Source organism: Streptomyces sp. NPDC057565 (assembly GCF_042801455.1).
Taxonomy (GTDB): Bacteria; Actinomycetota; Actinomycetes; order Streptomycetales; family Streptomycetaceae; genus Streptomyces; species Streptomyces yanii.
Genome location: NZ_JBHVFU010000080.1, coordinates 22,746 through 29,346, shown reverse-complemented (window position 1 = coordinate 29,346; position 6,601 = coordinate 22,746). Strand labels below are relative to the sequence as shown.

Below are 6,601 nucleotides of genomic sequence, written 5' to 3'. Positions count from 1 at the left end.
CACCCGGACAGAATGACGCCCACGCGCCGTTCGCCACAGCACCCGGAAGGCGCGTCACATCACAACAGGGCAAACGTTGCCTGATGCGGCACTAGCGCCGCCGGGGACGCCTGGGGGAGGGAACCTGCGGCGGCCGGCAGAGCCCGTCGTGTTGCTGCGGCAAGACGATGGTCTTTGTCGAGGAACTCGTCGGCGAGCATGGTGAGAGGGTGAATATGCTGTGTCCATGCCACATGTAACCGTGATGTACACCAATGAACTGGGCGGGAGTGAGGACCTCTATGAAGTACTCGGCCCGGAGTTGCACTCGCTGATCGTCGCCAACAGCGGCGCACGCCCCGAGGCGTGTCGGATCCGTTTCATCTACCCTCAAGACGACTGGTACATCGCCGGCCGCACGGAGGAAACCCACCAGGCGGTCCACATCGCGATCGCGCTGAAGGTCGGCCGTAGCGCTGAGGTCAAACGCGCGCTCAGCGAATCCGTCCTCGCGCTTCTTCGCACACGCCTCGAGCCTGTCCCGGAATTCGAGGTCCACTTTTCGGTCGAAGTACGCGACCTTGACCCGGACGGGTATGCGAGCCACATCGAGTCCGCCGGGGATGTCCCCCGGGACGCCATCCCGCAGGGTGCCCAGGTGACTGACGCTTGATCATGGACCTTGTCCGCCGGCCACGGTTGGCTCCCTGAGGAAGTGCGAGGCGGCCCCCCTTGTGCCGCCATGGACGTCGGCTCGGACTCCTCAGCAAACGATCGAGCGCCTGGTCCCGGCTGACGGGACCACAGTTCGACCAATCCGTGCGGGCACGGCAGCCTGCCGCGTCCTCGCGGTCGCTCCCGGTCGTTGGCCGTTGCTTGCTGCTGGCCGCCCTCGGATAGTCCAGAGCACAGCCAGCCCACTTCCAGCGGGCTGGCTGTGCTCCCACTGAACCGGCCAAAGTCGGTGGTGCAATCGCACCGGGGGACTCGTGGGGGCAGACTTGCCTGGCTTGCCGGTCTACTGAGCAAGGGCCTCGCTGACCAGCGAGGTTGAGGAAGCCCACGGCTCTGACTAGGTCGGATGCCGTGGGCTGCTGTCGTTGTTGGGTGGCCGCAGCCTTGTCTGTGCCGAGGAGCACCACGGCTACTTGGCCCTGGCAGAGGCTATTTATCCGTTGTTGGTCTGCTCGAACGTGACGATCTCTGCTACGGGGTTGTCTGGTACCGGAGCTTCGTCTTTGTCAATGAGAAGTCCCGCTTCCCGCGCCGAGTCCCCTGGCAGCACGCTGGGGAAGGAGCGTTTCATCGTCACCTCGTATCCGTGCGGCCCTGTCACGCGCACTGTGACAGAGAAGTACATGGCCCTTCGCGACATGTTGGGAATGTGGATGGCGGTGTAGACGCCGAGTTCGTTCGGGGTGAGCCGAATCTCAATGTCGCCGAACGTGTAGACCTTGGTGTCTCCTTCTCTCGTCGGCGCAGCGGCAGGCGCTGTCGCCACGGCGGGAGGAAGATCAGGAGGCATCGGGGAGGCTGTCGGCGTTTGCTCGGGCGACGCGTCTTCTGTCGTGCTCGCCCCCTCGGGGCGGCTTGCCGATGTGGTGGGATGCGTCGGGGTGGCGGAAGTTGCCGACGGATCGGCGTTTTCTTGCTTTCCGCTGCATCCTGAGACGGCCAGAGCCGTCACCGCGATGGCGGTGACGGCTGCTGGGACACGGCGTATTCGGGCCAAGGCCAGGGCCACGGTAGTACTCCCGCTGTAGATCGTGGTTTTGCTGGTTGGGGCATGTGTGGAGACAGGTACGGTCACCGTCAATCATCAGGGGCCATGCTGTTGTGCGACGCCCGCTCGTCGCCGTGGTTCCCCGTGGTTTCCTGCACTATCGGGCACGGACGGGGCACGCATGACGCGCCGGTCGGCTAGTCACCCACCCGTCGCTCGCGCTTGCATGCTTCCCGGCGTTCCTGAGCTTGTCTGTTGTCTTCCTTGATGGCCTGGATCTCTCGCCGGAGACGGAGAGTGAAGTAGCGAGTGACTATTGTGACGAGTATTGCGAGGCACACGCAGCCGATCACCAACGAAGGTGCCGATGCCGTGTCGCGAAAGCCCGCCCACGCCACGACGCCCAGAAAGCAGACACCGAACTTAGCGAACTCGCGGCTCACGTCTCCTCCAGGGGCGGCCCGTCTCCTGCCGGAGACCGGATCCTACTGAGGATTTCGGGTTGTCGTCGGGTAGTGACGGTTGATGATCCTCGCGGTATGCCGTTGGTATGCGTTATCCAGAGGGTGGGGGCCTGACCGCTGAGCGTCGGGCGTTTCGTGAGGGGATCCGGCTTCAGGCTGGTCGGCGGTTCGCGGCGGGTGAGAAGACCGCGGTGATCGCAAAGGATCTGCGGGTGAGTGTGCGGTCGGTGGAACGCTGGCGCCGCGCCTGGCGCGAGGGCGGGCTGGAGGCCCTGCGCTCGGCCGGACCGGCGAACTCCCCGGCTGTCACCGATGCCCGGTTCGCCGTGCTGGAAGAGGAATTGGGCAAGGGTCCGGCCGCGCACGGCTTCGGGGACGAGCCGTGGACCCTGGCCAGGGTCCAGACGGTGATCCGCCACCAGCTCGGGCTGAGTCTGTCGGTGGCGACGGTATGGCGGCTGCTGAAGCGGCACGGCTGGTCCTGGCAGGCACCCGCCCGCAGAGCACTCGAGCGCGACGATCACGCCGTCGAGCTGTGGAAGAAGGAGGTGTGGCCGCGGGTAAAAGGATCGCGGCGGCGTGTGGGGGCTGGATCGTCTTCGAGGACGAGGCCGGTTTCTCCATGACGCCGCCCCGCGCCCGTACCTGGGGCCGGCGCGGACACACCCCCGTCATCCGGGTCCGCGGCAGATCCCGCCGCCGAACATCGGTGGCAGCCCTGTGCTGCTACAAACCCGGCGAGGCAAGCCGGCTGATATACCGGCCCCACGGTCACCTGCTGTTGAAGGGGGCACGCAAGAGCTTCTCCTGGAAGGACTACCGGGACCTGCTGGTACGGGCCCACATCCAGCTCGGCGGCCCCATCGTGGTGGTCTGGGACAATCTCAACACGCACCTGACGGCAGGCCTGAAGCGGTACGAGGCCGAGCATGACTGGCTCACCACCATCCGCCTCCCGCCGTACGCACCCGATCTCAACCCCGTCGAGGTGATCTGGTCACTGCTGCGAAGAGCGATGGCCAACACCGCGTTCGACACACCCGACGACCTCGACCGCGTACTCCGCCGCGAGTTACGCAGATCCCAGCTCCGGCCCCACCTCATTGACGGATGCCTCACCGCCACCGGACTGACCCTCACCCAACCGAACCCACCCTGAAAACCTCAGTAGAAGGGCTGACGCGCCTGGCTCTGGGCGGCTGGATCCGCTCGCTGCAGGTGCGCAGCCATCTGGTCGAGCGAGCCACCGATCTGGCCGAAGGCATCGTGGGCTCCGATCCCGACCCCGTATTAATCCAGCGGGTCATCCGCGCCCTGGGTGCTGCCGCCGAGTGGTGGGATGACGCTGAAGTGCCCTCCGCGCTGGAAAGCCTGCTGTCGCTGGAAGCCTGCGAAGACGACATCACCTTCGAACTGGCCATGCTCCACATGCGAACTGGGTTGGCCAAGAACACCCTGAATGAGGCCGTTCCAGCGCTGCGGCAGGCCTTGGTGTGGCTGGACCGGTGCAGTCGCTACGAAGACCGCCTGGACGCCCGCATCTTCCACACCGCTCTGGGCGCCCTGCTGTCTTTCACCGCCGGCAACACCATCTCCGGCTCCACCCTCGAAGACCTGCACGCACTGGTGGTGGAGTACCGGCTGACCGGCCTCCGCGAGAGGCCCACCTGGCGCCAGCCCCGAGCGGATGCCACCGCCGCCTGGGTGCAATTCACCGACCGACTGCACGCCCTGCACAGCCTCAACGAGGTGTGGTGGGACCCGCCGGCGCTCATCTCCTCCATTGCTCAGGCCTACAGCGCGCACCGAACCATCCGTCTGCTCGTGCCGCCCGACATCCCCCACGCCGCCGAAGAGCCGCCCGCGTCTGGTGACGCCACAGCACTTCCACACCTGCTGAAGCCCCGGCTCATGAGCTCACTGACGGCCAGGGGTGACAGTTCCGCTTTCCTCGATCGGTGGTTGTCCCTCCACGCCGACGACCCCAGCGCCAGCCAGGAAGCCCGGGCCGCCGTTCGTGAACTGCGTGACTTGATACGCACCGGAGGCGGCAGTGAAGACCCAAAAGGCCGTGAGATCGAGGTCAGCGCCGTCACCTCGGCGCTGGCACTGCCTGCACCGGTGCGAGACCGCCTGACCGCTCTGCTACACAACGAGCCGGAGCTCGCCGAGGACCTCAACAAGTCCGGTCGGGCCGTCCTTGCCGCGCGCGAGCCCGATCTCAGCGACTACGCCAACACCATCTTGCGCGAGCTGCAGGAGGACATCGACCGGATCACCGGCATCGGCGGAGAAGCTGCACTTCGCGTCGAGGAACTGCTGGTCTTCCTCCTGCGCTACACGCGCTGGTCCATCGAGGCCGAGTCCGGCGGCCCGCTGGGCGAACCCTTCCTGCGGCCTTTCACCAAGGAAGAGGAATCGCCAAAGGAGGTCGATATGGCCAAAGACCTCGCCAAACGCCTGTATACGTCGGTCAGCACCAGCCCGCGTTGGGAAGTGAAGAACATCGGCGCCGGCCGCACCGACATCGTCCTGTTCTACGGCGCTTTCTACATCGTCATCGAATGCAAGCAGGAACCCAAGAACGCATCGATGGACTACCTGTGCACCCGCTACAGCGTTCAGCCCGCCGAGTACGGTGCCACTGATATCCCCGTGGGTTTTCTCGTTGTCCTCGACCTCACCCCCAAAACCCGCAAAGCTCTGCTCCACCAGTGCCTTCGCGTCACAGAGGTACCCCCAGCCGAACCCGGAGGCGGCCGCCCCCACGCCGTGATCACCGTACGGATCCAGGGGAACACCAGATCCCCCTCGTACTCCTCAACTCCCGCTGCCTACCGCCAGCGCAGCCGTGTAGATCAGCCCTGATAATCAAGGCGGGACAAGCTCGCCCAGGAGCAGCTGGACTCGCTGCGGGAGCTGGGAGTGGACTGGGCGTGACACCGCCGCCAGCAAGTCACGGAAAACCCCGGAAGCCATCGCCCGGGGTCTCGTACCGTTCATGGACGACTACCAGTCGCAGCGGTCGGGGCGCTGCCGGGCAGCCCGGATCAGGTCCTCCGTGCGCGGCTGGTCAGGGACCTTGAACCAGCCCGGGGTAAGGACGACGGCCGGGGTGTTGCCGTAGTAGTGCGCGCCCCAGCCTGTGTGCAGGGTCAGGCTCAATCCGTGGCGGGCGGCGCGGGCGTCTGCTTTGCCGAGCTCGCGGATCCTGCTGGCTTATTGCTGGTCACGCGGCGAGGGAGAGGTCGAGACGGGCGAGGTGGCGGGTGCGGGTGCGGTCGAGGGGATGGCCGTTCCACCATGCGTCGAGGCGGATGAGGTTGAGCGCGACGGCGGAGAAGGCGTGTTCCAGGTGGGTCTTGTCCAGGCCGTGGTAGCGGGCGCGTCTCATGCCGGTGACGGCGACGGCCTGGTGGATGGTTCCTTCGACGCCCGCTCGGGTGGCGTACTTGGCTCGCCAGTGCTCGTCCGACTGCTGGGTACGGGCGTGGTCCAAGACCTGTTGCACCTCGCGGAACTTCAGGGTGATCAGGGTGACGCTGAAGGTGAAGTTCCCCCTCTGAGCTCTCTTCCCTGACGCATCGCGATCTCGTAGGGTCCGATCATTCGAGACTGTCTCCGGGGGTGCGCATGGCTGTTCCTGTGGCCTTGAGTCGCGTCCTACGCGTGCTTCGCGGCGTCGGTTCGTTCTTGCGTGAATTCCTGGGTGAGCTCGCCGGAGAGGTAGTGCTGACGGTGGTTGCCTGCCTTACCGTGCTGGGGTTGGCTCTGGCGTTCGTTTGGGGATGGGGGCGCAGCCCGCTCCTCACCGGGGGAGTAGGCGGTGCCGTGCTGGCCTTCCTCGGCTATGGCGGCTGGGAGCTGCTTCGTCCCGCCAGGCCAGGGCGGCGCGGGCGGCTGGCTGGCGCGGCCGGAGCCACGTTTGCCGTGGCAGCGGTATTCGTCGCTTACGCCTTGTCCTGCGGCTGCGCCTGAGCTGTCAGGCTGGCCACGAGCTTGAAAACCCGTCGTGGCAGCGATGTCACAGTGGGTTTAAATCCCACACCCACCGCAGGTGAACGGCCTCTGACCAGGTGACTAGGTCGGGGGCCGTTGCCGTGTTCTTACATTGTGATTGACCGGTGTTCTCCGTGATTTGCCGCTCGTTCGGGCACGGTGGGGGCACGGTTTAGTCAGAAGGCGCTCTGCCACCAACGATGCGGTGGGTTGCCGTTCGACACGGCGTCGGAACGTTCGAGGATCTTCAGATCGAGAGGCTGCACGAGGCTGCGGAGCAGCTCACGGGTCACTTCGGCCTTGTCCCAGCGGATGCCGGTCTGGTTCCTCAGCTCCAGGATCCACCGGCCGATCTCCAAGGACTCACCCGGGTCGAAGCGGACCGTGGCTGACAGGGCCATGCCCCGTCAGCCCCAGCCGATCAGCCGAGGAAGCC

The 6,601-nt window shown here is 65.8% G+C and carries 8 protein-coding genes; 4 read left to right on the top strand and 4 right to left on the bottom strand.

Translation table 11 applies throughout. The features are described 5' to 3' along the window. Positions 1-226: 226 nt before the first annotated feature. Complete coding sequence (locus tag ACFU8W_RS47565; RefSeq protein ID WP_384052057.1) at positions 227-652, top strand: 5-carboxymethyl-2-hydroxymuconate Delta-isomerase; 426 nt, start codon at positions 227-229, stop codon at positions 650-652. A gap of 495 nt (positions 653-1,147) precedes the next feature. Here ACFU8W_RS47565 and ACFU8W_RS47560 read toward each other — a convergent pair whose 3' ends face one another. Next, on the bottom strand, positions 1,148-1,723 hold the full coding sequence (locus tag ACFU8W_RS47560) for a hypothetical protein (protein WP_384052055.1): 576 nt from the start codon (positions 1,721-1,723) through the stop codon (positions 1,148-1,150). 529 nt (positions 1,724-2,252) lie between these two features. Between ACFU8W_RS47560 and ACFU8W_RS47555 the strand changes: the two genes are divergently transcribed. Genes ACFU8W_RS47555 through ACFU8W_RS47545 form a run of 3 tightly spaced genes read left to right on the top strand, consistent with a single transcriptional unit; the run spans position 2,253 to position 5,034 of the window. After that, positions 2,253-2,792, top strand: a complete 540-nt coding sequence (locus ACFU8W_RS47555; protein ID WP_384052053.1) for a winged helix-turn-helix domain-containing protein — start codon at positions 2,253-2,255, stop codon at positions 2,790-2,792. Beyond that, a complete protein-coding gene (locus ACFU8W_RS47550) occupies positions 2,789-3,325 on the top strand; it encodes a transposase (protein WP_384052065.1) in 537 nt (178 codons plus the stop codon). The genes ACFU8W_RS47555 and ACFU8W_RS47550 overlap by 4 nt, the downstream gene beginning before the upstream one ends. Next, positions 3,277-5,034: a hypothetical protein gene (locus ACFU8W_RS47545; RefSeq protein ID WP_384052051.1), complete on the top strand. Its 1,758-nt coding sequence runs from the start codon at positions 3,277-3,279 to the stop codon at positions 5,032-5,034. The genes ACFU8W_RS47550 and ACFU8W_RS47545 overlap by 49 nt, the downstream gene beginning before the upstream one ends. Before the next feature lie 141 nt (positions 5,035-5,175). Here the strand turns inward: ACFU8W_RS47545 and ACFU8W_RS47540 are convergent, their stop codons facing one another. From ACFU8W_RS47540 to ACFU8W_RS47530, 3 genes are all read right to left on the bottom strand, one after another. Beyond that, positions 5,176-5,331, bottom strand: a complete 156-nt coding sequence (locus ACFU8W_RS47540) for a hypothetical protein (RefSeq protein WP_384052049.1) — start codon at positions 5,329-5,331, stop codon at positions 5,176-5,178. Between the two features lie 64 nt (positions 5,332-5,395). Beyond that, positions 5,396-5,692 carry a transposase gene (locus ACFU8W_RS47535; RefSeq protein ID WP_384052063.1) on the bottom strand — a complete coding sequence of 99 codons (297 nt, stop codon included), beginning with the start codon at positions 5,690-5,692 and terminating at the stop codon, positions 5,396-5,398. 649 nt (positions 5,693-6,341) lie between these two features. Next, positions 6,342-6,566: a hypothetical protein gene (locus ACFU8W_RS47530; RefSeq protein ID WP_384052047.1), complete on the bottom strand. Its 225-nt coding sequence runs from the start codon at positions 6,564-6,566 to the stop codon at positions 6,342-6,344. Between the last annotated feature and the right edge of the window lie 35 nt (positions 6,567-6,601).